Origin of the sequence: Pseudidiomarina marina (genome assembly GCF_044807045.1) — a bacterium.
Lineage (GTDB): Bacteria > Pseudomonadota > Gammaproteobacteria > Enterobacterales > Alteromonadaceae > Pseudidiomarina > Pseudidiomarina marina.
In genome coordinates this window covers 1066882-1093807 of record NZ_CP085233.1, presented here as the reverse complement: position 1 = coordinate 1093807, position 26926 = coordinate 1066882, and the positions used below count along the sequence as shown (strand labels likewise).

The window sequence follows — 26926 nt, the reverse complement described above, 5'->3', positions numbered from 1 at the left end:
CTAATTGCGAATGTACTGATGAATCACAACATTGTGACTGTTTGCTTCATTAGCGACAGTAAAAGCGCGACGTAAACGTTCAGCGGCACTGTCCCATGATGCATCATCTCGTGCGTACAACATGGCGACTGGTTTTTGCTGATCAACATAGTCACCAAGCCCAACAATGTTATCCAAGCCAACACCAAAATCGAGTACATCAGAACTACGTTGTCTACCTCCACCTAAGGCAACCACTGCCATGCCAACTGCACGGGTATCGATGTGTTCAACATATCCTGATTCAGTCAAAAATACCGGTTTGACAATCGGTGCAAGTGGCAAGTGATTTGAGTAATTGGTCAACAAATCCGATGGACCACCGAGTTCTTTTACCATTTTAGCGAATCTTTCAGCTGCCGCACCGCTATTAAGGGCATTGAGTACCTTTTTACGAGCTTGCTCTTCGGTATCGGCAAGACCACCGAGCACCAGCATTTCAACGCAAAGGGCCACTGTTACTTCATGCAAGCGCGGCGCTTGATAATCACCGGTGAGATATCGTATGGCCTCACGCACCTCAATCGCATTGCCGGCTGATTTAGCTAGGACCTCATTCATATCAGTCAAAATTGCTGATGTCGGCAAACCCGCACCATTAGCCACAGTTACAAGACTATTTGCTAATTCCGTTGCTTGCTCAATATCCTGCATCACGGCGCCGTTACCAACTTTTACGTCGAGTACCAAACCTTCCAAGCCTGCGGCTAATTTCTTTGATAAAATCGAAGCTGTGATAAGTGGAACAGATTCAACCGTCGCTGTAATATCGCGCGTTGCGTAAAAACGTTTGTCCGCCGGAGCCAAGTCACCCGTTTGTCCGATAATTGCGACACCTGTACTTTTAACCACGCGACGAAATTCATCCAGCGTCGGTATCGTTTGATAGCCTGGTATCGAGTCCATTTTATCTAGTGTACCGCCAGTATGACCGAGGCCACGACCGGAGATCATTGGCACATAACCACCGCAGGCAGCTACAATTGGGCCAAGCATTAAGCTCACCACGTCGCCAACCCCACCCGTTGAGTGCTTATCTAACACTGGCCCATCAAGTGCCATCGACTGCCAATCAAGAACAGTACCAGAGTCGCGCATTGCCAGCGTTAAGGCGACGCGCTCATCTGCGGTCATTCCCTGAAAATATATAGCCATTGCCAGCGCTGATATTTGACTCTCTGAAATAGCGCCGGTTGTAAGCCCATTGACGAAAAACCGAATTTGTTCATCGCATAACACACCACCATCGCGTTTAATGCGAATAATTTCTTGCGGTAAATACATTAGTAGCCGTCCTTTTCCACTGCCTCGGCATTATTTAAAGTACTGAGCAAATTGCCAAGTAAACTACTCGCACCGAAGCGGAAGTTATCTGCACTAATCCAGTCTATTCCCATAATCGAGGCCGCAAGCTCTAAATACTGCGCTGCATCGTCTGCGGTGCGAACGCCACCGGCAGCCTTAAAACCACACTTTGCGCCACTCGCTTGAATTGCCTTGAGCATAATTTCGGTTGCTTCTAGCGTTGCGTTAACTGGTACTTTTCCAGTCGACGTTTTAATAAAGTCTGCTCCAGCAGAAATAGCTATTTCACTTGCTTGGCGAATCAACGCAGCGGTCTTCAGTTCGCCACTCTCTATAATCACCTTTAATTTAGCTTTATCCGCGCACGCCTCTTTACAAGCCTTGACCAATTCAAAGCCAACTTGCGCATTACCGGCAATAAGTGCTTTATATGGAAATACCACATCCACTTCATCGGCGCCGGCAGCAACAGCTCGCTCGGTTTCGGCTTGAGCTCTATCGACATTCTCAGAGCCTTTTGGAAAGTTGGTTACCGTAGCAACTTTAACCGAGTGCAGACCGAGCCGAGCAAGCTCTAGCTTGCTCCATACAATCATCTCTGGATAAACGCAAATGGCGGCTGGCGAGCCAAAATCAGTTTTTGCCGCCGCACATAGGTTCGAAATGACTTCTACTGAATCGTTATTATTCAACGATGTTAAATCCATCAATTGAATTGCACGCTGGGCAGCTTCTTTAATTGTCATCATTAGCTATTTCTGTATTCGTTGATATCAAAATGAAAGGCTTGCGGTAGCAAACTTGCGACCGTCCACTGTTCAAAGTCATTGTCGCAAGTTGAGATAACCGGTGTTTCGGGATTCAAAAACTCGGCTAAAACTTGGCGGCATGCACCACACGGTGAATATACTTTTTCACTCGGCGTATAGATAACCACTTGCTTAATTGACTTAGGGTTGAGGCCTTGCGCAATGGCGGCGAATATAGCCGTGCGTTCAGCACAGTTGGATAGCCCGTAAGAAACGTTCTCGACATTACAGCCACCAATTACTTCGCCAGTGTCAGTGACTAGAACGGCGCCAACTTTAAATTGGCTATACGGAGCATAAGCATGCTCGGCTGCAGCTTTTGCTAATGTCTTAATAGGACTAATTTTATCTTGTTCAATGGTCATAAGACGTTACATTAATGTATGGCAGTAAAGCTTACCCCGATATTCGCGCGAATCCAAGTACACCAAAAGGGGGAGGTTAATTAAGGAGTTACTAAATTAATGACTCTGATCACTTCCCGAATGGAAAAATTAGAGCTATATTAATTTAGTAGTTTCTAAATTAAGGAGATTCTCATGAGTGTTGAAAAAGCTTTAACTGCCTTTGCCGGCTTTATGGTGTTATTATCTGTCGCCTTGACTGTTTGGGTCCATCCAAATTGGGTATGGTTAACTGTGTTTGTTGGTGCTAATTTATTCCAGCAATCATTCACTGGCTTTTGTCCCGCCAGTATCTTTTTAAAGAAAGTATTTAAATTAAAAACCGAGCGCGAGTTAGCGCTACAGAAATAATAGAGAGAAACGCTATGAGCATGCTGATGGATGCTGAAATGCAAACAGGTGAAGCACAAAATGCTGCGGCATTTTTGCGATCGATTGCCAATGAACACCGTTTACAAATTTTGTGTCATCTTGCGGGTGGCGAAAAGAGTGTCGGTGAATTGAACAAGCATTTCCCGCTCAGTCCATCAGCATTCTCTCAACATTTAGCTGTATTGCGCGAACAAGGTCTAGTGAAGTTTCGTAAGCAGGCGCAAACAATTTATTATTCAATTAACGATCCGGATACAATGCAATTCATGCAGTTGCTTCGTAGCAAATTCTGCCCGACATTCACTGATTAGATCATCAGTTTTGCATAACGATAGCGTCTTCGCGTTCACCAGATGCGGTTGGATAATATCCCTTACGACGCCCAAGAGTTTTAAAGCCGAGCTTGGTGTATAGGGCGATAGCTGGTTGGTTCGATTCGCGCACTTCAAGAAACACACTGGCATGCTTATTTTGCGCCAACTCGCAAACGTGTCGAACGAGCGCCTCGCCTAATCCCTGCCTTTGAAAAGCTGATGAAACAACAACATTCATAATGGTCCATTCATCTGGCATTGGTTGATGGACGATAATAAATCCCAGCAACTGCTGATCATTATCTCGGTACAATCCAAAATTTTGATAACCATTCGAAAAACACGACTTTAGCGTCTCTACCGGCCATGGAAGCTGGTTTGTTCCGGTTTCAATAGCCGCGACATCGGGAGTCCAGGTTTTTAACTCAACAATAGCTATAGCGCTGTTCATGAGAGTTGATTTTGAATCTGATGCCATATCTTGGCTTTCATCGAAGCTGGAATAGTATCTTGAATACCGACGTTAAAGATTACTATAAACGCGCTATCCCATTGCTCTTTGCTTGCGCTTGGAACTTCAGCGATAGCAGAGGATGAAGCTTGGCCTAACGCTAGTGCAATATCCACGAGCCACTGTGGATGTTTTACCGGAAGGCGTTCAGTAAATAACAATAGCCACGGACCTAAACGATAGCAGTGAGATACGCCTGCTTCGGAATTTTGTGCAACGGGATTTTCTGTAGCTAAGTTCTCTTGAGCTTCAGCCACACTTGCACGCAGCTTCCACAACGGCAAACCAAGTGCAGCAAGCGCTTTTTGTTGAGATTTATTGAAGATATTTTCTGTCATGCGCTTAGCCTAGCCCAAACGCCTTCTTTTAGGAAGATCTTGAAAGGAAATGGCAGGGGTGGAGGGATTCGAACCCCCAACCGTCGGTTTTGGAGACCGCTGTTCTACCAATTGGAACTACACCCCTGCAATCAAGGTCTGAATTATACTGTCCAATCTGGCACTGGCAAGCGATTTATGCGCTCCAAATTGCCAACTGCGGGATTTTTCACCACTTATCGCAAAGTGCGGTGTTATACTAAATTGTATTAGACACTTACTGAAAGGTATTTCTGATTTATGAGTGTGCGTTATGTGCAAGGATTGCTTGCTATCTTCCTCATGCTATTAAGCCTGCCAGCACTCTCGCAGACTTCATGGCAACCACCTAATGCTAAATTGGCAATTGAAATTGATGGCATTGAAGGGGCACTTTTAACAAACGCGCGTATTTTTCTCAGTCTCACCGCCCTCGAAGGTGAGAAAGTACCTTCCATTTTTCGAGTTCGCTATCTGAGTCGAACCGGTGAACAAGAAATCCGTTCCGCACTTGAACCCTTTGGCTTTTATAATGCTAGTGTAACTAGCGAGATTAATGAAGGCGAAGACATTTGGACCGTTCGTTATGTCGTCGATGTTGGCCCCGTTACAACCTACAATAATGTGAATGTTAGGCTGATCGGAAACGCACAAAACGATACTGCTTTTCAAAAACTTATTGAGTCGCAACAGCCATATTCAGGGCAAGTATTTAACCATCAAGCATATGAGCGTTTCAAAGCTAGCTTGAGAAATCTCGCAGCTGAGCGCGGTTATTATGATGCGACCTTCACCGAGCACTCAGTCAAAGTAGAAACGTCGCAACAGCTTGCTGATGTCTCGCTTGTTTTTGATTCTGGTGAGCGTTATTTGTTTGGCGAAACGACCTTTTGCTGCGCCTTCCTTGGTGATTCTTTACTCAATCGATTCATTCAATACGAAACTGGTGAGCCGTTCAACACACGTTCACTCTTGGATTTACAGGTTGATTTAGCCGGTAGCGACTATTTTAACCGTGTGGAAGTATCGCCTCAGTGGCAAAATACGAGTGATCATCATGTTCCAATCGATGTTGCACTAACCCCCAACGAACGCGACCGTTATCAAGTCGGCTTAGGCTATGGAACCGACACTGGCGCACGCATCACGTTAGGTTTTGATAGACGTTGGGTCAATGATCGAGGTCATCGTTTAAGTAGTGTTATACGGTTATCAGAAGTTCAAAACACCGGTTTTGTTAGCTATATCATTCCCGGAAATAATCCAGCACGAGACTCTTATAGCTTTAACGGCGAGATCACTGATCGGTCCTTTGAAGAACAACGCTCGACGTTATATCGCACCTCTTTCAAAGATCTTCGCCATTATGATCGTTGGCACCGTACCTATCAACTCGCCTATCAACGCGAAGACTTTGCCTTTGGTGACGAACCAACTGAATCATCGAATTTCTTAATTCCATCCGTCGAATGGAGCCTAATTGAAAGTTCAAACCTGCCGGCAAATCGTAACATCATTGATGACGGTTATCGGTTATCAATTATGTTGCAGGGTGGCTATGACGGTGCTCTTTCCGATACCACGTTTGCTTCAGTCAAAGTTGGAGCAAAGTGGATTCATCGACTAAACGAAAGCTGGCGTGTTCTGGTTCGTAGCGAAATTGGAGCCTTGCGAGCTGACAACTTTGAAGCGCTTGGTCCTACGCTTCGATTTTTTGCGGGTGGTGATCATAATGTCCGAGGCTATGCCTATCAACAATTGGGGCCCGAGAACGCCGATGGTGTAGTTGTTGGTGGTAAATACATGACCGCGAGTTCAGTAGAAGTTGATTATTCGTTCAAACCAAACTGGCGCGTGGCACTGTTTACCGATATTGGGAATAGTATGATGCAATGGGATGAGGGTCTTAAACAATCGGTCGGATTTGGCTTTCGATGGGTTTCTCCGATTGGTCCAGTCAGACTTGATTTAGCCATGGCATTAGATGAGCCAAGTAAACCGTGGCGTCTTCACTTAACGCTGGGGCCTGATTTATGAAGTTTGTTAAATATCTCGCCTGGACAATTGTTGCGTTATTCGTGCTAATACCGAGTACGTTGGCGGTATTGGTCACGACCTCCACTGGCTCACAGTTTATCATTGAGCGGTCGGCTCAATTAGCGGATATCGATTTAGAGTTTGATTCATTAAGTGGCAATTTAGTCGGCCAATTGACCCTTAAGAACCTCAAAGTGATCAAATCACCATGGCAAGCTAGTGTTGAATCACTAACGCTTGAATGGCAACCATCGCAACTGTTAGATCAGGCGCTCGTTTTTAAAAAAATTGAAACCCGCTCGTTACTGTTTGAAATTGCCACAGCAGATAACAACTCAACTTCATCTGAGGCGATTACCTTACCGCAATTAAAGTTACCTATTACTTTGATGGTTAACGATTTCAGCGCCATTAATAGTAACTTGGTTCTCGATAATAATCGCCATCAACTGCCAGACATTGATGGTCGCTTAGATTGGCGCGGTACGAAACTCAACATGAAACAACTGCACCTCGATTATCAGCAAATTAGCACCTTCATCGCAGGTTCAATAACAACTCGAAATGATTATCCAATTAATCTTGAATTAAGATGGCAACTTAGCGATCCAATCGCCAAATCAGCTATTGAAGGTATCACCGGTAACACCCATGTTCGTGGAAGTATTGCCAACATTGACGCGGTCACGACATTTACAGTACCGCCACAAACTGAGCAACACACCATTCATTTGCAAGTAAAAGATACACTCTCTAATAGCCGCTCGTGGCTTGCTGAGGTAGCAATTAATCAGTTATCTACCTCGCCATTAATACCGATAATATTGGCAAGCGATTCACCATGGTATAGCTGGCTGAATAGCTCATCTCTGACTCTTGATGCAACGATTGATAATCAGCATGTAGCAATAGAAGAGTTCTTACTTTCAAATATTGGCGCCAATAAAGGTTATGTGGCATTCGACGGTGTTCTTAATAACTATTTAGCGTTTAACGAAAGTTTATCTAAGGTCAGTTTAAGAGGAGCGCTGAATAGCTCCAAGTTATCATTGCCCCATGAGGCGATTGGTCTGCAACTTGATATTAATGAGCTTACGGGTAACGTTGAGGGCAGCCTTGAATCTTTTTCACACAATCTAGATATCAACGCAACTTATGATAAAAAATTCCCTGCAGAGGTTAAATTCTCGGGGAATGGGAGTGCGTCACACTTTACAGTTGAACACGCACAAATCAACTCTGATGCAATTACTGCCGATATAACTTCGACTGTTGATTGGTCTTCTGAACTTGCAGTTTCAGCGTCGATACATTCGTTTTCAGCTCAGTTGGAACAGCTAAAAGAATTAGCCGATTACGAACTGCGCGCGCAAGGCAATGTTATCTATAAGGAGCAACGGCTAGCGGCGGAAAACCTGCTAATTCGCTGGGGTGAGAACAGCATTAATTTGAATGGTGCGATGACTGAAAGCTCAGAGTTAAATCTATCCTTAGACGTACCGGATTTATCGACATTATCGAATAACGAATACTTTTCTGGCGATGTTAAAGCTAACTTAGCCATCACTGGAACAATTGATGAACGTATCGATATCCAAGTAAAGGATTTGGTTCTTAATCATCCTGACTTTGGTAATTGGACTAATACCGATCAGGGATTAATTTCGGTTCCGGTCGCAACACCACTTGCAACCTCAGTAGACTCCTTATGCCTAACGGCGAATACCCAACGGGCACCTGCTAATCTTTGCTTTGATACAACGGCAAATAACTCGATACAGACCACGCAAATTACCGGCCAGAATCTACCTTTAGCTTTACTCAACCGATTCCGAGAATCCGACGTCGCTGAACGAATTTGGGGACTTGCAAATTTAAACAGCAGCATTAGCTACGATACCAGTACATGGTCGTTAGTGAAAACTGAGGGTGCACTTCGCAGCGAGCGGACTATATTGTTTGCGCTTGATGAAGAAATATCCACACGCTTTAACTATTGGCAATTAGATTGGCAGGGTAATTTAGACAAACTTGAAACGTCTATTACAGCGGAATTGGAAGACGATAAAGGGTTAGTTATTGGCGATCTGGTCGCCAGTAATATCGCCGATGGCGCTGACCTAAGTGGTGATATTATTATCGAATTGCGTGATCTCACTGTCCTACAGTGGGCGCTACCCGACCTTCGTTACGAGAATGCACATGCACTAGCACAAATAAATATCAGCGGAAGTACCCAGGCTCCTAGCGTTACTGGTTCAATTGAGTTGGCAGCTCAAGAGGTCGGTTTCGCACAAAGTGGTTTGTTGCTTACAAACGTTCGAATTGCAGCATTCGATACCGCCGAAGTCGATAATGGTATTACGCTCGACGGTCAAGCTCAGTCTGGACAAGGTTGGATCAGTATTGCTGGGTTACTCGAACCATTAAAACCGGAGCTGACACTGACTATTCAAGGTGAAGAGTTCCGGGCAATCCAGATACCAACTGCCACAGTTGATATTAGTCCTAATCTCAAAATCACCTTACTTAACGAACGCATCGATGTAACAGGCGAAGTCGACATTCCGTATGTACGTATTGATCAGCCAGAAATCGCTGATATGGGCGTTACAACATCAACCGATGTCGAAGTCTATCAAAACGGCGAGCCGCTTAGAGCTCAGGAAGCTGGCCTCTACCCAATATATGCCGATGTCCGAGTTACACTTGGAGATGATGTAAAAGTTAAAGGCTTTGGCTTTGAAGGCGATTTAGCCGGAAGTTTACGACTTACAGAAACACCAAAACGTGCATTAACTGCTAGCGGTAATATATCCGTTAATAAAGGTTTTTATGAGCTTTATGGCCAACGCTTAGAGATAGAGCGAGGTTCCTTTATTTATAACGGCGGACCAATTGATAACCCCGGGTTAGATCTGCGTGTAGAACGCTCATCAGAGAACATGTTGGCAACTGAAGATGTCCGCGTCGGCGCCCAGGTCAGTGGTACTTTGCAAGAGCCAGACTTTCGTTTGTACTCAACGCCAGCAATGCCTGACAGTGAAGTATTATCTTATTTAATTCTTGGCCGCGGCTCTGGAACCGCTACAGCCGGTAATGAGAACCTCCAGCTCCAAGCGCTTATTTTACTTGGCTCTAAAGGCACTGATTTTATCGGCGAATCATTGCAAGATACCTTCGGATTTGATGAGTTTGGAATTGACTCAACAATGAATCCCAACGATACCTCCTTTTATATTGGTAAGTACCTTTCACCTAAACTTTATGTGAAGTATGGCGTCGGGTTATTTGAAGATACCAATACCTTTTTAGTGCGTTATTTGTTATCTGAGAAACTCATTATAGAGACGACAGCAAGTAGTGAAGCGCAAGGTGGTGACATCTTCTACACAATCGAGAAGTAGAGCGAAGGCGATATTAGCTGTTGGATATTAGATATTAGAAGAGCGAAGGGCGTTATTCGTTATTCGTTATTCGTTATTCGTTATTCGTTATTCGTTATTCGTTGTTCGTGCGTTCACTTCGTTCACTGTTCGTCCGTGCTGTGCACTGTTCGTTATCGAACAGAGAGGCGAAGCCGAACGCACGAACAGCGTAGCGCACGAACCACGAGTCACGCTTTTGGCTTTCCCAAACGAAAAAACCCCGAGCGTTAGCTCGGGGTCTCGTCGTATTTGAAGCCTGGCGGTGTCCTACTCTCACATGGGGAAGCCCCACACTACCATCGGCGCTGAAGCGTTTCACTACTGAGTTCGGAATGGATCAGGTGGTTCCACTTCGCTATGGCCGCCAGGCAAAAACTGTTAAACAATATAAACGCGCTGATTGTTCGTATGAATGCGCACCCTACAGGAACGTATTTTAATAGAAGCTCGAACTTGCGTCCCCGGCGTCAAACGCCGGGCTACATTAGCCCTAAACACCTTCGGTGTTGTATGGTTAAGCCTCACGGGCAATTAGTACGGGTTAGCTCAACGCATTACTACGCTTCCACACCCCGCCTATCAACGTTGTAGTCTCCAACAACCCTTCAGGACAATTACATGTCAGTGAGAGCTTATCTTGAGGCTCGCTTCCCGCTTAGATGCTTTCAGCGGTTATCGATTCCGAACATAGCTACCGGGCAGTGCCACTGGCGTGACAACCCGAACACCAGAGGTTCGTTCACTCCGGTCCTCTCGTACTAGGAGCAACCCCTCTCAACTCTCAAACGCCCACGGCAGATAGGGACCGAACTGTCTCACGACGTTCTAAACCCAGCTCGCGTACCACTTTAAATGGCGAACAGCCATACCCTTGGGACCGACTACAGCCCCAGGATGTGATGAGCCGACATCGAGGTGCCAAACACCGCCGTCGATATGAACTCTTGGGCGGTATCAGCCTGTTATCCCCGGAGTACCTTTTATCCGTTGAGCGATGGCCCTTCCATTCAGAACCACCGGATCACTATGACCTGCTTTCGCACCTGCTCGACGTGTCTGTCTCGCAGTTAAGCTGGCTTGTGCCATTACACTAACCGTACGATGTCCGACCGTACTTAGCCAACCTTCGTGCTCCTCCGTTACTCTTTGGGAGGAGACCGCCCCAGTCAAACTACCCACCAGGCACTGTCCTCGATCCCGATAAGGGACCTAAGTTAGAACATCAAACATACAAGGGTGGTATTTCAAGGATGGCTCCACGTCAACTAGCGCCAACGCTTCATAGCCTCCCACCTATCCTACACATGGAGGTTCAATGTTCAGTGCCAAGCTATAGTAAAGGTTCACGGGGTCTTTCCGTCTAGCCGCGGGTACACCGCATCTTCACGGCGATTTCAATTTCACTGAGTCTCGGGTGGAGACAGCGTGGCCATGGTTACACCATTCGTGCAGGTCGGAACTTACCCGACAAGGAATTTCGCTACCTTAGGACCGTTATAGTTACGGCCGCCGTTTACCGGGGCTTCGATCAAGAGCTTCGCTTACGCTAACCCCATCAATTAACCTTCCGGCACCGGGCAGGTGTCACACCCTATACGTCATCTTTCGATTTTGCAGAGTGCTGTGTTTTTAATAAACAGTCCCAGCCACCTGGTCACTGCGGCCAGCTCCAGCTCCCCCCGCAAGGGGTTCACTAGCTCTGGCGTACCTTCTCCCGAAGTTACGGTACTATTTTGCCTAGTTCCTTCACCCGAGTTCTCTCAAGCGCCTTAGTATTCTCTACCTGACCACCTGTGTCGGTTTCGGGTACGGTCAACATGTACCTGAAGCTTAGAGGCTTTTCCTGGAAGCAGGGCATCAACAACTTCGCATCCGTGGATGCTCGTCTCGTATCTCAGTCTTAGTCGCCCGGATTTTCCTAAGCAACCAACCTACATACTTTCACCGGGATAACCAACACCCGGCTTGCCTAGCCTTCTCCGTCCCCCCATCGCAGTACATGTCGGTTCAGGAATATTAACCTGATTCCCATCGACTACGCCTCTCGGCCTCGCCTTAGGGGCCGACTTACCCTACCCTGATTAGCATGGGATAGGAAACCTTGGTCTTCCGGCGTGCGGGTTTTTCACCCGCATTATCGTTACTCATGTCAGCATTCGCACTTCTGATACCTCCAGCATGCTTCTCAACACACCTTCAACGGCTTACAGAACGCTCCCCTACCCAGCACACAAGTGTGCTGCCGCAGCTTCGGTGCATGGCTTAGCCCCGTTACATCTTCCGCGCAGGCCGACTCGACTAGTGAGCTATTACGCTTTCTTTAAAGGATGGCTGCTTCTAAGCCAACCTCCTAGCTGTCTGAGCCTTCCCACATCGTTTCCCACTTAGCCATGACTTCGGGACCTTAGCTGGCGGTCTGGGTTGTTTCCCTCTTCACGACGGACGTTAGCACCCGCCGTGTGTCTCCCGGATAGTACTCACTGGTATTCGGAGTTTGCATGGGGTTGGTAAGTCGGGATGACCCCCTAGCCCAAACAGTGCTCTACCCCCAGTGGTATTCGTCCGAGGCTCTACCTAAATAGATTTCGGGGAGAACCAGCTATCTCCGGGCTTGATTAGCCTTTCACTCCGATCCACAAGTCATCCCCATCTTTTTCAACAGATGTGGGTTCGGTCCTCCAATTGATGTTACTCAATCTTCAACCTGCTCATGGATAGATCGCCCGGTTTCGGGTCTATACCTTGCAACTAAAACGCCCAGTTAAGACTCGGTTTCCCTACGGCTCCCCTATACGGTTAACCTTGCTACAAAATATAAGTCGCTGACCCATTATACAAAAGGTACGCAGTCACCCCGAAGGGCTCCTACTGCTTGTACGTAGACGGTTTCAGGTTCTATTTCACTCCCCTCGCCGGGGTTCTTTTCGCCTTTCCCTCACGGTACTGGTTCACTATCGGTCAGTTGGGAGTATTTAGCCTTGGAGGATGGTCCCCCCATATTCAGTCAAGATAACACGTGTCCCGACCTACTCGTTTTCACAATCATTGCCTCGTCGTGTACGGGACTATCACCCTGTATCGTCAAGCTTTCCAGCTTGTTCCACTAAAACTATGATTGCTTAAGGGCTACTTCCCGTTCGCTCGCCGCTACTAGGGAAATCTCGGTTGATTTCTTTTCCTCCGGGTACTTAGATGTTTCAGTTCTCCGGGTTCGCTTCCTTAGGCTATGTATTCACCTAAGGATACTGAGCAAGCTCAGTGGGTTTCCCCATTCGGAAATCCATGACTATAACGGCTCTTACTGCCTCATCATGGCTTATCGCAAGTTAGTACGTCCTTCATCGCCTCCAACTGCCTAGGCATCCACCGTCTACGCTTAGTCACTTAACCATACAACCCGAAAATGTTTATTCGAATCGCATGGGCTGTTCTCTATGCTGTACACAAGTTCGATACGCCTCTACCAAAATGGTGTTTCAAGTAGAGTGGCATTTCATTACTTTATTACAATCAGCTTGTTCATATTGTTAAAGAGCGTCGTAACATCAGGTTACTGATAACTATTCTCGTAAGAATGTTTATCGCTAACCTTGGATAAAAACCGTTGTTCGTGATTCGTGCGCTGCGCTGTTCGTACGCTTCGCTGTTCGAAAACCAAGAAGTGGTGGAGCCAAGCGGGATCGAACCGCTGACCTCCTGCGTGCAAGGCAGGCGCTCTCCCAGCTGAGCTATGGCCCCACAGGCCGTAGGCCTGTCGTTGTTCGTTATTGGTTATTCGTTATTCGTGAAAACAACAACCAAACCAAACACAACAAACCGATAAGGGAAATTCGCGTGAGAGCAAGGCGAGAGGATGCGAAGCATACATCAGTATGCGAGTATCCGAACAACGCAGCTATCGCGAGAATTTGGTGGGTCTGAGTAGACTTGAACTACCGACCTCACCCTTATCAGGGGTGCGCTCTAACCAGCTGAGCTACAGACCCAGTATCCGCTAAATCTGCAACTCCGCTTCGGTCGGTACGACCTCACCCGCTTATGCAGGGCAGGTGCACTCTATCGAGCTGAGCTACAGACCCAGTTTCTATCCGTTACATCTACCAAACCAGGCAATCTGTGTGAGCACTTAACTTCTTCAAGGCTTTTTCATAAGGAGGTGATCCAGCCGCAGGTTCCCCTACGGCTACCTTGTTACGACTTCACCCCAGTCATGAACCACACCGTGGTAAACGCCCTCCCGAAGGTTAAGCTATCTACTTCTGGTGCAGCCCACTCCCATGGTGTGACGGGCGGTGTGTACAAGGCCCGGGAACGTATTCACCGTGGCATTCTGATCCACGATTACTAGCGATTCCGACTTCATGGAGTCGAGTTGCAGACTCCAATCCGGACTACGACGCGCTTTTTGAGATCCGCACACTCTCGCGAGTTAGCTTCCCATTGTACGCGCCATTGTAGCACGTGTGTAGCCCATCCCGTAAGGGCCATGATGACTTGACGTCGTCCCCACCTTCCTCCGGTTTATCACCGGCAGTCTCCCCAGAGTTCCCGCCATTACGCGCTGGCAACTAAGGATAAGGGTTGCGCTCGTTGCGGGACTTAACCCAACATCTCACAACACGAGCTGACGACAGCCATGCAGCACCTGTCTCAGTGTTCCCGAAGGCACTCATCTATCTCTAGAAAATTCACTGGATGTCAAGGGATGGTAAGGTTCTTCGCGTTGCATCGAATTAAACCACATGCTCCACCGCTTGTGCGGGCCCCCGTCAATTCATTTGAGTTTTAACCTTGCGGCCGTACTCCCCAGGCGGTCAACTTAGTGCGTTAGCTGCGTTACTCACTTCGTTTATGAAACGAACAACTAGTTGACATCGTTTACGGCGTGGACTACCAGGGTATCTAATCCTGTTTGCTCCCCACGCTTTCGTACCTCAGCGTCAGTTTCTGACCAGGTGGCCGCCTTCGCCACCGGTATTCCTTCCTATATCTACGCATTTCACCGCTACACAGGAAATTCTACCACCCTCTTCAGAACTCGAGCCTGCCAGTTCAAAATGCCATTCCCAGGTTGAGCCCGGGGCTTTCACATCTTGCTTAACAAGCCGCCTACGTACGCTTTACGCCCAGTAATTCCGATTAACGCTTGCACCCTCCGTATTACCGCGGCTGCTGGCACGGAGTTAGCCGGTGCTTCTTCTGTGGCTAACGTCAATATGCAAGAGTATTAATCTTACATCCTTCCTCACCACTGAAAGTGCTTTACAACCCGAAGGCCTTCTTCACACACGCGGCATGGCTGCATCAGGGTTTCCCCCATTGTGCAATATTCCCCACTGCTGCCTCCCGTAGGAGTCTGGGCCGTGTCTCAGTCCCAGTGTGGCTGATCATCCTCTCAGAACAGCTAGAGATCGTCGCCTTGGTGGGCCTTTACCCCACCAACTAGCTAATCTCACTTGGGCCTATCTCTAGGTGCAAGGTCCGAAGATCCCCTGCTTTGGTCCGTAGACATTATGCGGTATTAGCCACAGTTTCCCGTGGTTATCCCCCTCCTAAAGGCAAGTTCCCAAGCATTACTCACCCGTCCGCCGCTCGCCGGCAGAGTAGCAAGCTACTCCCCGCTGCCGCTCGACTTGCATGTGTTAGGCCTGCCGCCAGCGTTCAATCTGAGCCATGATCAAACTCTTCAGTTTAAAGTGTTTAATCGACCCATTGAATCAATGACTTAATAAATCTAATTTGTTAAGCACTTTTCCAATCAGTCAGGTGGTCTATTTAAAGACCTTTTGTGCATCCGAAGATGCTTTCTCTGCCTGAATCCGGTAAGTGCCCACACAGTTTGCTTGGCTTGGTATATTGTTAAAGAACGTTCGCTTCTTCGTGAAGCGGGATGCGTATTTTACGCCATCCTTGGTTCAGGTCAAGATCCTTTTGGATCTTTTTTTGTGACCTGCGTCACTTTCTGAACCCGCGTCATCACTCGGTGACAACGGCGGCGAATTATAAGGATCGCCGCCTACGGTGCAAGATCTTTTTTGCCAATTTTGAACTGACTGATGAGTTTTTAATCGGTTGTATTTTTTGCGCTCGATTTCGACTCATTTTCTGAGCTGTTTTGTTGGTTTTTAGTTGCTTCTTCCGTTTCTTCGCAATCTGAATCACCGACCACATGTTCCAACTTTATTTTCTTCACCGTTCTAAACGTCGTAATCGGACCTGAGATTGCGTAAAGAAGAAAAATTGAGAATAAGACCAGCGACGGTTCAGTTGCTACCACCACAAATGCCAACACAATAAGAAGAATAGCAATGAATGGCACACGGTCGCGCCAGTCGACATCTTTGAATGAGTGATAGCGGAAATTACTGACCATTAGCAAACCAGCAGCAATAGTTAAAACGGCTGCGATGTAACTAACGTTTGATGGGTCGATCTCGTATTTGCTACCAACCCAAACAAAACCAGAGACAATGGCTGCTGCACTAGGAATTGCTAAACCTTGGAAATAACGTTTGTCAGAAGTTCCAAGATTGGTATTGAATCGTGCTAAACGCAACGCACCGCCAGCGACAAAGATAAATGCAGCTAACCAACCTAGTTTACCTAAATCAGAAAGCCCCCAGTTATACATGACGAGTGCAGGCGCCATACCAAATGAAACAATATCGGCCATGCTGTCATATTCAGCCCCAAATGCGCTCTCGGTATTTGTCATTCGTGCGACACGTCCATCTAAGCCGTCGAAGACCATCGCGATAAAAATTGCGACTGCGGCTGATTCAAATAATCCGTTCATTGACGCGACAATTGCAAAAAAGCCCGAAAACAGTCCCGCTGTTGTCAACAAGTTAGGCAACAGGAATATTCCGCGGTTCTTTGCGGTGGCTACTGACTGTTCTGTTTTATTCGGCATAATTTGATTCCCTAATCATAGTGGCCGCACAGCATAACATAGCTTATTCATAGCAATAAATAGCCGAGCTTTCCCTTAGCTCGGCTATTACACTTCGCGATTACTGCGAAATAATCAGTTGCTCGTCGCGGTAATCAACACGAATGACTCGCTTCGGAACCAATTTACCGGCCAGCATTTGCTGCGCGAGCGGGTTCTCGAGTTCCTGTTGAATAGCCCGTTTCAATGGGCGTGCACCAAACACCGGATCGAAACCAGCGGCAGCCAAATGCTCCAACGCTGCGTCAGATAATTCCATCGAGTAATCGCGTTCAGCTAAACGCTGATATAAACGCTGTAACTGAATCTGGGCGATGTTCTTAATATGATCCTTCGCGAGCGGATGGAACACGACCGTTTCGTCTACTCGGTTTAAGAATTCCGGACGGAAGTAATGAGAAAGTATTCCCATCACCTCGGTTTTCATTTCGTCATAGGTTTGCTGATGCGCTTTCTCTTGAATCACATCGGAACCTAAATTTGACGTCATGATGATCACGGTATTCCTAAAATCAACCGTACGCCCTTGACCATCGGTTAAACGTCCATCATCCAATACTTGTAGTAAAATGTTGAAAACATCTGGGTGCGCTTTCTCTACTTCATCTAAAAGAATGACAGAGTATGGACGACGACGAACTGCTTCGGTTAAGTACCCACCTTCTTCATAACCCACATAACCTGGAGGCGCACCAACAAGTCGAGCAACTGAATGTTTCTCCATAAACTCTGACATGTCGATACGAACCATCGCTTCGTCGGTATCAAACATAAAGTGTGCTAACGCTTTGCACAATTCTGTTTTACCAACACCGGTTGGGCCGAGGAACAAAAACGAACCGATTGGTCGTTGCGGATCCGATAACCCAGCACGCGAACGACGAATTGCATTCGCAACAGACGTAACCGCTTCGTCTTGGCCAACGACGCGACTATGCAGTTGCTCTTCCATCTTCAATAACTTGTCACGCTCACCTTCAAGCATTTTGCTTACCGGAATTCCGGTCCATCGCGACAGCACATCGGCAATTTGCTCTTCAGTCACTTTATTTTTAAGTAACGACATGCCTTGTTCGTCAGCCTCGGTTGCAGCTTTTAATTGACGCTCTAACTCCGGAATTTTGCCGTACTGAAGCTCTGACATACGATTTAAATCGCCTGCGCGACGCGCAATCTCCAAATCAGTTTTAGCTTGTTCCAGTTGCGCTTTGATATTCTGCTCACCCTGAACAACAGCTTTTTCCGACAACCAAACTTCTTCAAGCTCAGCGTATTTGCGCTGCTGATCTTGCAATTCTTCTTCCAAGAGCTCTAAACGTTTCTTACTCGCTTCGTCCTTTTCTTTCTGCAACGCTTTTTGCTCAAGCTGTAGCTGAATGATTCGGCGCTCTAAGCGATCCAAGTCTTCTGGCTTAGAATCAATTTGCATGCGAATACTTGATGCCGCTTCATCGATCAGGTCAATTGCTTTGTCGGGCAACTGTCGATCACTGATATAACGATGCGACAAAGACGCCGCCGCAACAATAGCGGGGTCGGTAATTTGCACCGAGTGATGCACTTCATAACGTTCTTTTAGGCCACGCAAGATGGCAATGGTATCTTCCACCGAAGGTTCGTCCACCAGAACTTTCTGGAAACGGCGTTCAAGTGCAGCATCTTTTTCAATATATTGGCGATACTCGTCGAGTGTGGTTGCACCAACGCAGTGCAATTCACCGCGAGCAAGTGCTGGCTTAAGCATATTACCGGCATCCATCGCGCCATCGGCTTTACCGGCACCAACCATGGTGTGCAACTCATCAATAAATAGAATGATGCGGCCTTCTTCTTTACCCAGTTCGTTCAACACCGCTTTCAGTCGTTCTTCGAACTCGCCACGATATTTCGCGCCAGCTAGAAGCGCGCCTAAATCTAACGAGAGCACGCGCTTGTGCTTCAAGCCTTCTGGCACTTCACCGTTTACTATACGCTGGGCAAGTCCTTCAACAATCGCTGTTTTACCAACGCCCGGCTCACCAATTAACACTGGGTTATTTTTGGTGCGGCGTTGCAATACTTGAATAGTGCGACGAATTTCGTCATCACGACCAATCACTGGGTCAAGCTTACCGAGCTCTGCTCGTTCAGTTAGATCAATTGTGTATTTCGACAAAGCTTCGCGTTTATCTTCGGCATTTTGGTCGTTCACGGCTTCACCACCTCGCACCTTCTCAATTGCTCGTTCGACTTTTTCTCGAGTCACACCTAATTTCTTCAAGATTTCGCCAAGAGCGCCTTTATCTTCTGTTGCCGCCAATACGAAAAGCTCTGATGAAATAAACTGATCATTACGTTTCTGTGCGAACTTGTCGCACAGGTTGAGTAACGTTCCAGTTGCCGCAGAAACTTGAACATCACCGCCGGTACCTTCCACTTTTGGTAATTTATCCAACGCAGCTGATAGCTGTGTTTTTAATGTATTTGAATCGACCTGGAGTAAGGTCAAGAGAGGACGAATTGAGCCGCCATCTTGTGTCATCAAAGCGTGCATCACGTGCACTGGCTCAATAAATTGATGGTCGCGACCCAACGCCAATGACTGTGCGTCAGCAATCGCCATTTGGAACTTGTTGGTTAATTTATCAAATCGCATGATTACCCCTTAAAAAATCCGTTATATCCTGATTCTTTATGTGGGTATTACTGAGCGAATTTCAAGCGCCAGCGGATTATTTTTTCCAAATCAATGACGCAATGCGACCACAATTTGAATCACGACGATAGGAATACCAACGCGAATCAGTGTAGGTGCAGTGACCACTTTGTTTAACGGCTTGGCAGCCGTGTTGTTCAAGTATTCTTTGCGCTAACAAAGGCAGATTCGCGTGCCATTTACCAGCAATATGGGAGCGGAATGTTTCGGAATCAACTGCACCTGTAGATAAAAATGCAGCACGCACCTCGTCACCAACTTCAAATACAGGCATTGAAATCGCTGGTCCGATATAAGCTGACAACTGATGCGCAGGACAATCAAATCGCATCAACGCGTTATCGATAATGCCGCCCGCTAACCCTCGCCAGCCAGCATGCACAGCAGCGATCTCGCTACCATCATCGCTGCATAATAGAATAGGTAAACAGTCTGCGGTTAATACAGCGCAAACTGTTTGTGATTGATTGGCATAAATTGCGTCAGCTTCGGCGGTCGGGTACGCATCGTCGAAATCAACCACACGCGTGCTATGAACTTGCCGAAGCCAACGTGGTGAAACAGGTAAGTCGAATTGATTCTGCAACTGACGACGGTTGCGAATGACCGCGGCGGGATCATCACCAACATGAACCGCTAAATTGCCAGGTTGACTTACTGTTGTCACGGCGGCAAATACGCCTTCTGGTAAATTCCAATCCAGCAGTTCCATTCAAAACACCTATGTTAGTCGATTGGATGCTCTTTTCTGTCGGCGCGCAATGCTTCAATGAGCGCTACCATGTCATCAGGCGTTGGCGCATCCCAACTCATCCATTCACCGGTAATTGGGTGGTGCAAAGATAAACGCGCCGCATGCAAAGCCTGACGGCGGAAATTGCGTAACGTTTCGAGTAACTCTGGGCTGGCTTTCTGTGGTGGTCGCGGGCGACCGCCATAGGTAAAATCACCGACCAGCGGATGACGTAAATGAGCCATGTGCACACGAATTTGGTGCGTACGACCGGTTTCAAGACGCAGACGCAAATGCGTATGGGCACGGAAGCGTTCAACCACTCGGTAGTGCGTAATGGCCGGCTTTCCTAAAGCAACAACAGCCATATGTGTACGCTTGGTTGGATGGCGCGCTATTGGTTCATCAATCATGCCGCCAGCAGTCATTGGCCCATTACATACGGCTTCATATTCTCGCGTAATTTCACGTTCTTGCATGGCCGCAACTAAGTGAGTTTGTGCGGGGACGGTTTTGGCAACGACCATCAAGCCCGTGGTATCTTTATCTAACCGATGAATAATTCCGGCACGCGGCACTTGGTCGATTGCTGGAAAGTGATGCAACAGGGCATTCAGCAATGTGCCATCTGGGGTGCCGGCACCTGGATGGACAACCAAACCAGCTGGCTTATTAATTACTAAAATATCGTCATCTTCGTAGACGATATTTAGTTCAATCGGTTGCGCTTCGAAGCGTTGCTCTTCCACAAGTTCGGCCGCCACCTCAATCGCCATACCGGCTAAAACTTTCTCGCGAGGCTTATCAACCACCTGCCCCTCTACCTTCACCTGTCCCTCGGTAATCCAGCTTTTTAACCGAGAACGTGAATAATCTGGGAACATCTCAGCGAGAGTTTGGTCCAATCGCTTGCCGTTCGCCGAAGGGGGGACATTTCCTGTTAGTGAAATCTGTTCGCTCATAAATTCGTATTCGGACCTGTGAAAGCAGCCAGTGCTGCGCTAGAATGCGTGAATATGTATAGTGTACCCGTTTGGGACGCTGCACCAAAGTTAAATCAACAGAGATAAAAAAAACACATTATGAAATTTCGTCTAATTGTAGCCTGTGTAACCCTCATGACCTTGAGCGCATGCTCAAGTTCGCCTGATGAATTTGAAAATACTCGAATGACTGATATCGAAGTTGGGTATGAACGGGCGCAACAAGCCATTCAAGCTGGAAACTTCAGTAGCGCTCTGCAAACTTTGGAAGCATTAAATACGCGCTTCCCATTTGGTCCACTGACACATCAAATTCAGCTCGACTTAATTTATGTTTACTACAAAACGGGCGATATTGATAAGTCACTCGCTGCCATTGATCGCTTCACACGCTTAAACCCAAATCACCAATCGGTTGATTATGCCTTATACATGCGAGGCTTAACCAACGAACGCGCCGCTGAAAATCTATTCCAAGATTTAGTCGGCATTGACCGCTCTGATCGTGACCCGACAAAAGCTCGTGAGGCATTTGATGATTATGCAGAACTGGTTCGCCGCTTTCCGGATAGCAAGTACTCGGCGGATGCACGTCAGCGAATGATTGGTATTAAGAGTCGTTTAGCGCGTCATGAGTTGGCGGTTGCTCAATACTATATGAAGCGTGAGGCATTCTTGGCCGCTGCAAATCGCGGTAAGTACGTACTGGAAAACTTTAGTGATACGCCTGAAGCTGAACACGCTCTAGCCGTTATGGCTGAAGCTTATCGCAGCCTTGAGCTAACTGAATTGTATGCTGATGCGGTAGCTACGCTGAAACATAACTTCCCTCGCAGCGACTACCTATCAAAGCTCGATTAATGACTACCGACGCGGTGCCTTACACCGCGTCTTCATTTTCCTCGCTAGTACGAATTCGAATCACTCTTTCAACATTCGTCACAAAGATTTTTCCATCACCGATTTTACCTGTTTGCGCCGTTTCTAAAATGGTATCAATGCAGCGTTCAACCTGATCATCAGCAACAACAATTTCAAGTTTCACTTTCGGCAGAAAATCAACCATGTACTCTGCACCACGATATAATTCAGTATGCCCTTTTTGACGACCGAAGCCTTTGACTTCAGCCACCGTCATACCTGCAATACCGATTTCTGATAACGCTTCACGTACATCATCCAGTTTAAATGGCTTAATGATGGCTTCAATTTTTTTCATGAGAGCTCCGAGCTTGCACTTGTCGTTCTAATTCATAACGAAAGTGATTGGTAATTGGATAACGACGATCTTTGCCGAAGTTACGCGCTGTTATTTTCGGGCCAACGGCACCTTGTCGACGTTTGTACTCATTAATATCAACCAAGCGCACAACACGCAATACATCTGCCTCATCGAATCCACAATCGATAATGGCATTAGGTGACCAATCTTGCTCCACATAGAGTGTCAAAATTCGGTCTAACACGTCATACGGCGGCAAACTGTCTTGATCTTTCTGATCCGGCGCTAGCTCAGCAGATGGTGGACGCGTAATAACACGCTCAGGAATAACTGCTTGCTCTAAATTGCGAAAGCGCGCCAATTCGAACACCAATGTTTTTGGTACGTCTTTAATTGGAGCGAAACCACCGTTCATATCGCCATATAACGTACAGTAACCAACCGCCAACTCACTTTTGTTACCGGTGGTTAACACCAACGAACGCGTTTTATTTGATACCGCCATCAGCAAGGTGCCACGTGCACGCGCTTGAAGATTCTCTTCGGTGGTGTCTTTTTCGGTACCTGAAAACAGCGGTTCAAGCTGTTGCATGAATGCATCGTACATCGGTTCAATTGCCACAACATCGTACTTAACACCCATTCGCCGAGCCTGCTCTGCCGCATCATCTTGGCTCATTTGTGAGGTATAGCGAAATGGCATCATGATGGCGTGAACTTTGTCCGCCCCTAATGCATCAACAGCAATCGCCATGGTTACCGCTGAATCAATGCCCCCCGATAACCCCAACGTGACCCCCCGAAAACCGTTCTTAGTAACGTAATCGCGCACTGATAAAACTAGCGCTTGATAAATTTCGGTCAATAACGATTGTTCGCGTGGTTTAAATTGAGTATCGAGTAGTTGTAGCCCGCTGTTGTCAGAGCGAATGCTAGCACACGCTGTTTGACAGTGCGGCAGCTCAGCAACGAGATCACCGTTGGCATCCATAACCAACGAATGACCATCGAAAACTAATTCATCCTGCCCGCCACAATTATTGACGTAAACAATAGGAATGCGCGTTTCGCTGACGCGTTGCTGCAAAACATGTAAGCGTTGCTGATGCTTCTCAACTTCGTACGGCGATGCATTTAGAGAAATCACCAAGTCGATGTTCTCAGCTGCAAGACTCGCCAGCGGCGCCGCATGCCAAAGATCTTCGCAAATCAGCAAGCCAATACGGTGTCCTTGCCAGGTGAAAATGCCATTGTCGTGACCAGGAATGAAATAACGCTGTTCGTCGAACACGCCATATTGCGGCAGGCGCTGCTTATGGTAGCGCGCAAGGCATTTACCTTTATGTAGCACCGAGACACTATTATAAAGCTCGTCACCAACACGTTGAGGGTGACCAACAATAGCAAGATTCGTGTCAGCCGCTGCCGCAATTTTGTCTAGCGCTTGGTAAACCAACTTTTCAAAGTCATCTCGAAACAGAAGATCTTCTGGCGGATATCCAGTAATCGCGAGCTCGGGAAATATGACTAAGTCACTATCAGCGTATTGCTGCAACGTTGCGATAATCGACTCGGTATTGCGAGTGATAGCACCCACCGTAAAATCAAGTTGGGCAAGCGTTATCGTTATAGGCTTCATGAACGGTATCTCAAGCTCGGCTACAAATAGGATGCGTATGATAGAGCAGCGTTATGTTTCGCGCAAATTCAGCACATCATTATTGGTTTAAATAGAAACGTGAACCGGCACTCTCTATCGTGTAAATATCGCGCCCATGATGTTGCTGTACTTGGGCTATTTCCGCCCATTGATAAACCACGTTGCGATGAACTTTCGCCCAGAGGTCTCTGCCGCAATCAACATACAGTTGCTCGTTGCGCACAATAAGGGGATGCTGCTCTGAAAGAGCAAATTGTTGATCGATATTGGTTGTTACCTGAATCACGGTTGGCGAAACATCATTAACTTTCGTCCAAGTAACAACAATAAAAGGAACGTCAGCGACACTAATTTTGACTTTCTCGGCAGGGGTTACCAAGAAATAATCCCCCTGCTCATGCACCAACACACTTGCGAACAGTTTTACCAACCTATCGCGTTGAATTGGCGACCCTTGATAATGCCACTGACCATTTTCATCAATGTGAATTGGAATTTCACCACAATATGGTGGGTTCCAACGTTCAGTTGGAGCATGTTTCCCTTGCTCTAACGAGCTAAGTATTTGCTCCAAACTCATTTAGCCCACCAAACGTTTCTGGCGCAACAGATACCAAAGAGTTGCTTCAGTTCGATTCGATACCTTAATGGCCTTAAAGATAGCCGAAAGGTGCACCCGAATTGTCCCCTCGGTAATACCAAGTATGGTTGCGATTTCTTTGTTCGATAAACCTTGTGCCAACAACTGCATAATTTCCAACTGACGCGGCGACAAAAAGTGCTCAGCACTCCCTTGTCGATTGATGTTGTCGTTTAGTCGCGACTCTTCTGGTAAATAACGGTCGTTTTGCAACAAAATACGTATTGCTTGTTTTGCTTCTTCGGCACTTGCATCTTTTGGCAGGTAGCTACGTACCCCGTTACTTAGGGCTTGGCGTACTTCAGACAACGGACGTGGCCAGCTAAACAAGACAATATGCGAACTTGGCGCCATTTTTTTCAGCGTCTGCAAGGTCGGACGGATTTCCGCATCAGGGATATCCATGTCGAGGAAAATTAGGTTATAGTCGTTTTGGTGGCGCAAGTATTCTTGCGCAATATCAAAGCTCGGGGCTTCGTAAATAGCGAGCTGGTCAGAGAAACTGGTTAGTACTTGGATGAGTCCAGCACGTACAAAGAATTGCGAATCTATTATTAATATTTTCATTTAAAACCACGCGCTTTAATTGGTCACTAACATTTAGCGTATTGTACACGCTTTAACGAATGTTTGAAGTTGTTGTGTTACTAAATTGTAAATTAATGTAAAAAATCAAGAATTGCAGTATCAGCTATAAACAATCGAAAACAGTCTGAGTGTGCTATAGCGCATAAAATTCAATGAAAAAGAGAAATTTATGAGAATTTTACGTTTAATTGGGTTTGTTTTATTAATGTTACATTCTGGATCGGTGTTTGCCCAGTCTGTTTTGTTTCATAATTTTAACGGTTACACATTAACCGGAAATCCTGGTCACGAGGCCGTATTGGTCAAGTTTGACGCCATGTTGATTCATGATGGTAAGGTGGCAGCCATTGGTACGCTTGCTGAGCTCGAAGGCGTGTATGGTTCACTTACCAAGCAAAAACGCGTGAACTTAAATGGCAAATTTGTGTTGCCTGGCCTCATCGATGCACACGGACACGTACTAGGCCTCGGTCAGAACTTAATGTTAGCTGATTTGCGTGATGCTAAATCAGAAAGCGATGCGGCAGCTATCGTTGCCAACTTCGCACAAACCACGCCCTCGGCAGAATGGATTTTAGGTCGCGGCTGGAACCAAGAAAACTGGACAGTTAAAGCGTTTCCAAACGCTGAATCGCTGGACGAAGTTTCATCTGATAAACCAATTTACCTAACCCGCGTTGATGGACACGCAGCATGGGCTAACAGTAAAGCGCTCGAAATTGCAGGAATCACAGCAGACACCGTAAGCCCAGATGGCGGTGAGATTATTCGCGATTCGCAAGGTAACCCAACTGGGGTTCTTATTGATAACGCCATGAATTTGGTGGAGCAAAAAATTCCAGCCGCGTCAGCGCAGCAACAAGAAGAGGCTTTAAAGTTAGCTTTTAATCACCTTCTAGAGCGCGGCATCACAGGCGTTCATGACGCAGGTGTCGACGCGACGACCCTTCAAGTATATAAAGAGCTCGCAGACAAGCAGGCAATGCCACTGCGTATTTACGCGATGTTATCAGCAACAGAACCAAAGCTACCTGAGCTTCTCGCGGCTGGGCATTACGTGACCGCAGATGACAAACTCACCGTTCGTAGCGTAAAAATCTATGGTGATGGTGCCCTCGGTAGTCGTGGCGCCGCACTGTTAGCGCCATATCATGATGCGCCAGATCAACATGGCTTAATGGTTACCTCACAAGAGCGCATTCGTGAGTTATACGAACTCATCATTCCACATGGTTTCCAAATCAACACACACGCCATTGGCGACCGTGCCAACCGAATTGTACTGGATGAGTATGAACATGCCTTTGACACCATTGGCGGGCGTAACTTGCGTCACCGCATTGAACATTCGCAAATTGTCCACCCAGAAGATATTCCACGCTTCAAAGAGCTGAACATTATTGCATCCATGCAGCCAACGCACGCCACCAGCGACAAAAACATGGCTGAAGATCGATTAGGCAAAGCGCGCATGAAAGGTGCTTACGCCTGGCAGACGTTTGCCGAGCAAGGCACCATTATCGCTGCCGGTTCTGATTTTCCAGTCGAACTCGCTGATCCGTTCTTTGGCTTACATGCTGCGGTAACGCGTCAAGATCGTGACAATCAACCCGAAGGTGGTTGGTATGCGCATGAAAAGCTTACTTTAGAGCAAGCATTACGCGCATTTACTTTGGACGCAGCTTACGCTGCTGGCCAAGAGCAAGAGCTCGGCACATTGGAACCTGGAAAGTGGGCTGATTTCATTGTGTTAGATCATGATCCGTTTGCCCGTGACGCCGCTATACTATGGCAGAATAAAGTGCATGCAACCTACGTTGCCGGCAAAGCTGAGTACCTATCTAAATAGGAAAGCGAAATAAAAACTAAGGAAACAAC

At 46.9% G+C, this 26926-nt stretch carries 19 protein-coding genes, 3 tRNA genes and 3 rRNA genes; 6 read left to right on the top strand and 19 right to left on the bottom strand.

Translation table 11 applies throughout. The features are described from left to right. The 3 genes from deoA to LG272_RS05110 are packed head-to-tail and all read right to left on the bottom strand — an operon-like array spanning position 1 to position 2518. Positions 1-1323, bottom strand: a complete 1323-nt coding sequence (gene deoA, locus LG272_RS05120; protein WP_404409894.1) for a thymidine phosphorylase — start codon at positions 1321-1323, stop codon at positions 1-3. Next, positions 1323-2093, bottom strand: coding sequence for a deoxyribose-phosphate aldolase (gene deoC / locus LG272_RS05115; protein WP_404409893.1), 771 nt, complete (start codon positions 2091-2093; stop codon positions 1323-1325). The genes deoA and deoC overlap by 1 nt, the downstream gene beginning before the upstream one ends. After that, positions 2093-2518: a cytidine deaminase gene (locus tag LG272_RS05110; RefSeq protein WP_404409892.1), complete on the bottom strand. Its 426-nt coding sequence runs from the start codon at positions 2516-2518 to the stop codon at positions 2093-2095. The genes deoC and LG272_RS05110 overlap by 1 nt, the downstream gene beginning before the upstream one ends. A gap of 174 nt (positions 2519-2692) precedes the next feature. Here LG272_RS05110 and LG272_RS05105 point away from each other — a divergent pair, with 174 nt between their 5' ends. Both LG272_RS05105 and LG272_RS05100 read left to right on the top strand, forming a co-directional pair. Then, positions 2693-2908 carry a DUF2892 domain-containing protein gene (locus LG272_RS05105; protein ID WP_126760492.1) on the top strand — a complete coding sequence of 72 codons (216 nt, stop codon included), beginning with the start codon at positions 2693-2695 and terminating at the stop codon, positions 2906-2908. A gap of 14 nt (positions 2909-2922) precedes the next feature. After that, complete coding sequence (locus LG272_RS05100) at positions 2923-3240, top strand: metalloregulator ArsR/SmtB family transcription factor (protein ID WP_338068865.1); 318 nt, start codon at positions 2923-2925, stop codon at positions 3238-3240. 4 nt (positions 3241-3244) lie between these two features. Here LG272_RS05100 and rimI read toward each other — a convergent pair whose 3' ends face one another. The 3 genes from rimI to LG272_RS05085 form a co-directional block, all read right to left on the bottom strand. Continuing rightward, positions 3245-3721: a ribosomal protein S18-alanine N-acetyltransferase gene (rimI, locus tag LG272_RS05095; protein WP_404409891.1), complete on the bottom strand. Its 477-nt coding sequence runs from the start codon at positions 3719-3721 to the stop codon at positions 3245-3247. Continuing rightward, entirely contained in the window at positions 3691-4092 is a 402-nt protein-coding gene (locus LG272_RS05090; RefSeq protein ID WP_404409890.1) for a hypothetical protein, read from the bottom strand. The genes rimI and LG272_RS05090 overlap by 31 nt, the downstream gene beginning before the upstream one ends. Positions 4093-4142: 50 nt before the next feature. Further along, positions 4143-4219: transfer RNA gene (locus tag LG272_RS05085), tRNA-Trp, on the bottom strand. Positions 4220-4371: 152 nt separating this feature from the next. On the opposite strand from LG272_RS05085, the gene LG272_RS05080 reads away from it, so the two are divergent. Continuing rightward, positions 4372-6147 carry an autotransporter assembly complex family protein gene (locus tag LG272_RS05080; protein WP_404409889.1) on the top strand — a complete coding sequence of 592 codons (1776 nt, stop codon included), beginning with the start codon at positions 4372-4374 and terminating at the stop codon, positions 6145-6147. Further along, positions 6144-9554, top strand: a complete 3411-nt coding sequence (locus LG272_RS05075; protein ID WP_404409888.1) for a translocation/assembly module TamB domain-containing protein — start codon at positions 6144-6146, stop codon at positions 9552-9554. Before LG272_RS05080 ends, LG272_RS05075 begins: the two co-directional genes overlap by 4 nt. 275 nt (positions 9555-9829) lie before the next feature. Here LG272_RS05075 and rrf read toward each other — a convergent pair. The 9 genes from rrf to rluD all read right to left on the bottom strand — a co-directional run bounded on the left by rrf (position 9830) and on the right by rluD (position 20917). Further along, positions 9830-9944: ribosomal RNA gene (gene rrf, locus LG272_RS05070) — 5S ribosomal RNA — on the bottom strand. A gap of 141 nt (positions 9945-10085) precedes the next feature. Further along, positions 10086-12965 (bottom strand): 23S ribosomal RNA (locus LG272_RS05065). A gap of 272 nt (positions 12966-13237) precedes the next feature. Then, positions 13238-13313: transfer RNA gene (locus LG272_RS05060), tRNA-Ala, on the bottom strand. Positions 13314-13484: 171 nt separating this feature from the next. Next, positions 13485-13561 (bottom strand) — tRNA-Ile (locus tag LG272_RS05055). Positions 13562-13724: 163 nt separating this feature from the next. Beyond that, positions 13725-15268: ribosomal RNA gene (locus LG272_RS05050) — 16S ribosomal RNA — on the bottom strand. The 16S, 23S and 5S rRNA genes sit together here with 2 tRNA genes alongside, the layout of an rRNA operon. 371 nt (positions 15269-15639) lie before the next feature. Further along, a complete protein-coding gene (gene pssA / locus LG272_RS05045; RefSeq protein WP_126760444.1) occupies positions 15640-16488 on the bottom strand; it encodes a CDP-diacylglycerol--serine O-phosphatidyltransferase in 849 nt (282 codons plus the stop codon). A gap of 100 nt (positions 16489-16588) precedes the next feature. Further along, on the bottom strand, positions 16589-19162 hold the full coding sequence (gene clpB, locus LG272_RS05040) for an ATP-dependent chaperone ClpB (RefSeq protein WP_126760443.1): 2574 nt from the start codon (positions 19160-19162) through the stop codon (positions 16589-16591). A gap of 76 nt (positions 19163-19238) precedes the next feature. Then, complete coding sequence (pgeF, locus tag LG272_RS05035; RefSeq protein WP_404409887.1) at positions 19239-19934, bottom strand: peptidoglycan editing factor PgeF; 696 nt, start codon at positions 19932-19934, stop codon at positions 19239-19241. 14 nt (positions 19935-19948) lie between these two features. Beyond that, entirely contained in the window at positions 19949-20917 is a 969-nt protein-coding gene (gene rluD, locus LG272_RS05030) for a 23S rRNA pseudouridine(1911/1915/1917) synthase RluD (protein ID WP_126760441.1), read from the bottom strand. A 120-nt stretch (positions 20918-21037) separates the two neighbouring features. Between rluD and LG272_RS05025 the strand changes: the two genes are divergently transcribed. Next, complete coding sequence (locus LG272_RS05025; RefSeq protein ID WP_126760440.1) at positions 21038-21799, top strand: outer membrane protein assembly factor BamD; 762 nt, start codon at positions 21038-21040, stop codon at positions 21797-21799. 19 nt (positions 21800-21818) lie between these two features. Here the strand turns inward: LG272_RS05025 and glnB are convergent, their stop codons facing one another. From glnB to LG272_RS05005, 4 genes are all read right to left on the bottom strand, one after another. Beyond that, positions 21819-22157, bottom strand: coding sequence for a nitrogen regulatory protein P-II (gene glnB, locus LG272_RS05020; RefSeq protein WP_404409886.1), 339 nt, complete (start codon positions 22155-22157; stop codon positions 21819-21821). Beyond that, on the bottom strand, positions 22144-23799 hold the full coding sequence (locus tag LG272_RS05015; RefSeq protein ID WP_404409885.1) for an NAD+ synthase: 1656 nt from the start codon (positions 23797-23799) through the stop codon (positions 22144-22146). Before LG272_RS05015 ends, glnB begins: the two co-directional genes overlap by 14 nt. A gap of 79 nt (positions 23800-23878) precedes the next feature. After that, a complete protein-coding gene (locus LG272_RS05010; protein ID WP_404409884.1) occupies positions 23879-24400 on the bottom strand; it encodes a DUF1285 domain-containing protein in 522 nt (173 codons plus the stop codon). Continuing rightward, entirely contained in the window at positions 24401-25027 is a 627-nt protein-coding gene (locus LG272_RS05005) for a response regulator transcription factor (protein ID WP_126760437.1), read from the bottom strand. A 190-nt stretch (positions 25028-25217) separates the two neighbouring features. Here LG272_RS05005 and LG272_RS05000 point away from each other — a divergent pair, with 190 nt between their 5' ends. Beyond that, entirely contained in the window at positions 25218-26897 is a 1680-nt protein-coding gene (locus LG272_RS05000; RefSeq protein ID WP_404409883.1) for an amidohydrolase, read from the top strand. The last annotated feature ends 29 nt before the right edge of the window (positions 26898-26926 follow it).

What these genes read in the sequence shown, in the direction of transcription:
- deoA (WP_404409894.1), bottom strand. Translation starts at nt 1,323, where the DNA reads ATGTATTTACCGCAAGAAATTATTCGCATTAAACGCGATGGTGGTGTG.
- deoC (WP_404409893.1), bottom strand. Translation starts at nt 2,093, where the DNA reads ATGATGACAATTAAAGAAGCTGCCCAGCGTGCAATTCAATTGATGGAT.
- LG272_RS05110 (WP_404409892.1), bottom strand. Translation starts at nt 2,518, where the DNA reads ATGACCATTGAACAAGATAAAATTAGTCCTATTAAGACATTAGCAAAA.
- LG272_RS05105 (WP_126760492.1), top strand. Translation starts at nt 2,693, where the DNA reads ATGAGTGTTGAAAAAGCTTTAACTGCCTTTGCCGGCTTTATGGTGTTA.
- LG272_RS05100 (WP_338068865.1), top strand. Translation starts at nt 2,923, where the DNA reads ATGAGCATGCTGATGGATGCTGAAATGCAAACAGGTGAAGCACAAAAT.
- rimI (WP_404409891.1), bottom strand. Translation starts at nt 3,721, where the DNA reads ATGGCATCAGATTCAAAATCAACTCTCATGAACAGCGCTATAGCTATT.
- LG272_RS05090 (WP_404409890.1), bottom strand. Translation starts at nt 4,092, where the DNA reads ATGACAGAAAATATCTTCAATAAATCTCAACAAAAAGCGCTTGCTGCA.
- LG272_RS05080 (WP_404409889.1), top strand. Translation starts at nt 4,372, where the DNA reads ATGAGTGTGCGTTATGTGCAAGGATTGCTTGCTATCTTCCTCATGCTA.
- LG272_RS05075 (WP_404409888.1), top strand. Translation starts at nt 6,144, where the DNA reads ATGAAGTTTGTTAAATATCTCGCCTGGACAATTGTTGCGTTATTCGTG.
- pssA (WP_126760444.1), bottom strand. Translation starts at nt 16,488, where the DNA reads ATGCCGAATAAAACAGAACAGTCAGTAGCCACCGCAAAGAACCGCGGA.
- clpB (WP_126760443.1), bottom strand. Translation starts at nt 19,162, where the DNA reads ATGCGATTTGATAAATTAACCAACAAGTTCCAAATGGCGATTGCTGAC.
- pgeF (WP_404409887.1), bottom strand. Translation starts at nt 19,934, where the DNA reads ATGGAACTGCTGGATTGGAATTTACCAGAAGGCGTATTTGCCGCCGTG.
- rluD (WP_126760441.1), bottom strand. Translation starts at nt 20,917, where the DNA reads ATGAGCGAACAGATTTCACTAACAGGAAATGTCCCCCCTTCGGCGAAC.
- LG272_RS05025 (WP_126760440.1), top strand. Translation starts at nt 21,038, where the DNA reads ATGAAATTTCGTCTAATTGTAGCCTGTGTAACCCTCATGACCTTGAGC.
- glnB (WP_404409886.1), bottom strand. Translation starts at nt 22,157, where the DNA reads ATGAAAAAAATTGAAGCCATCATTAAGCCATTTAAACTGGATGATGTA.
- LG272_RS05015 (WP_404409885.1), bottom strand. Translation starts at nt 23,799, where the DNA reads ATGAAGCCTATAACGATAACGCTTGCCCAACTTGATTTTACGGTGGGT.
- LG272_RS05010 (WP_404409884.1), bottom strand. Translation starts at nt 24,400, where the DNA reads ATGAGTTTGGAGCAAATACTTAGCTCGTTAGAGCAAGGGAAACATGCT.
- LG272_RS05005 (WP_126760437.1), bottom strand. Translation starts at nt 25,027, where the DNA reads ATGAAAATATTAATAATAGATTCGCAATTCTTTGTACGTGCTGGACTC.
- LG272_RS05000 (WP_404409883.1), top strand. Translation starts at nt 25,218, where the DNA reads ATGAGAATTTTACGTTTAATTGGGTTTGTTTTATTAATGTTACATTCT.